Genomic DNA, 1,308 nt, shown 5'->3' on the forward strand with positions numbered 1-1,308 from the left:
GCATCCGCAGCCCCTGAGCGCGTAATCTCGCGAGCGGCGCGAAATTTTAGCTTGGCATGGCAAACGACACGGTATCGATTTCCTTGAGCGCGTAGAAATCAGTGGTTGGCGACACGGCGAAGGAGACCAGTGGCAAAGCATGAGATTGTGGTAGGAATCGCGGCCGCGGCAACGTTGGTGGCGGGCCTGGCCGGCTGTTCGAGTAATAAATCCAGCACCGGCGCAAGTAGTAACGCATCGGCCCCGGCCGGCAACAAAGTCACTATCGACGGCCAGGCCCAGAGCGTGGCCGGTGCCGTCAGCTGCACCCAGGTGAACGGCAACACCAGTATCGGTTTCGGCGACCCGACAACTGGCATCGGGGCGGTGGTGACTAATGCCGATCCGCCCGTCGTTCAGGCGGTCGGGCTGGGCAATCTGACCGGCGTCACGTTGGGTTACTCGGCCGGAGCGCCGAATCAAGGCAATGCTCAAGCCACCAAGAGGGGCAACTCGTACACCATCAAAGGCACCGCGGTGGGGGCTGACGCGGCCAACCCGCAGCAACCGGTCAGCAAGTCGTTCGAGATGGACGCGACTTGTCCTTAAAGTGCCGCCGTAATCGATGCAGCAGCCAGATGTCGTCGCACTTCAAGCTCGGAAGGAACCGACAGATATGTATGTGAAGCACTTGGCAGGTGCAACGTTCGCGGCTGTCCTCGGCCTGGCAGGACTGACGGCCAGCACGGGGTTGGCCAGCGCCAAACCGCTCAAGGCGGATCCGGCGTGCATCCGTTGTGGACCGATTGCTGACGATGCACCTGGTCCTGGCGGTCCGGGTCCTGGTCCGGGTCCGGGTGGTCCGGGTGGCCCTGGCGGTCCGGGTGCGCAGGGGCCGGGTGGTCCTGGTGGGCCCGGTGGTCCTGGTCCGGGTGGCCCTGGGGGACCGGGCAATCCGGGTCCTGGTGGTCCGGGTCCTGGCGGTCCTGGTGGGCCGGGTGCGCAGGGGCCCGGTGGTCCTGGTCCGGGTGGCCCTGGGGGACCGGGTGCGCAGGGGCCGGGTGGTCCTGGTGGGCCCGGTGGTCCTGGTCCGGGTGGTCCTGGTGGGCCCGGTGGTCCTGGTCCGGGTGGTCCTGGCGGTCCGGGTCCGGGTCCGGGTCCTGGTCCGGGTCCGGGTGGTCCGGGTGGCCCTGGCGGGCCGGGTGCGCAGGGGCCCGGTGGTCCTGGTCCGGGTGGCCCTGGGGGACCGGGCAATCCGGGCAATCCGGGTCCTGGCGGTCCGGGTCCTGGCGGTCCTGGTGGGCCGGGTGCGCAGGGGCCTGGTGGTCC

At 68.4% G+C, this 1,308-nt stretch carries 2 protein-coding genes; both read left to right on the forward strand.

Annotation, left to right across the window (positions count from 1 at the left end; translation table 11 throughout):
- Positions 1-129 precede the first annotated feature (129 nt).
- Positions 130-588, forward strand: coding sequence for a lipoprotein LpqH (locus ABDV69_RS20490; RefSeq protein ID WP_343577608.1), 459 nt, complete (start codon positions 130-132; stop codon positions 586-588).
- A 188-nt stretch (positions 589-776) separates the two neighbouring features.
- The coding region (locus ABDV69_RS20495) for a hypothetical protein (RefSeq protein ID WP_343577609.1) at positions 777-1,308 on the forward strand (532 nt) is incomplete at its 3' end.

It is taken from the genome of Mycobacterium sp., assembly GCF_039583785.1.
In the GTDB taxonomy this organism is placed as follows: Bacteria; Actinomycetota; Actinomycetes; order Mycobacteriales; family Mycobacteriaceae; genus Mycobacterium.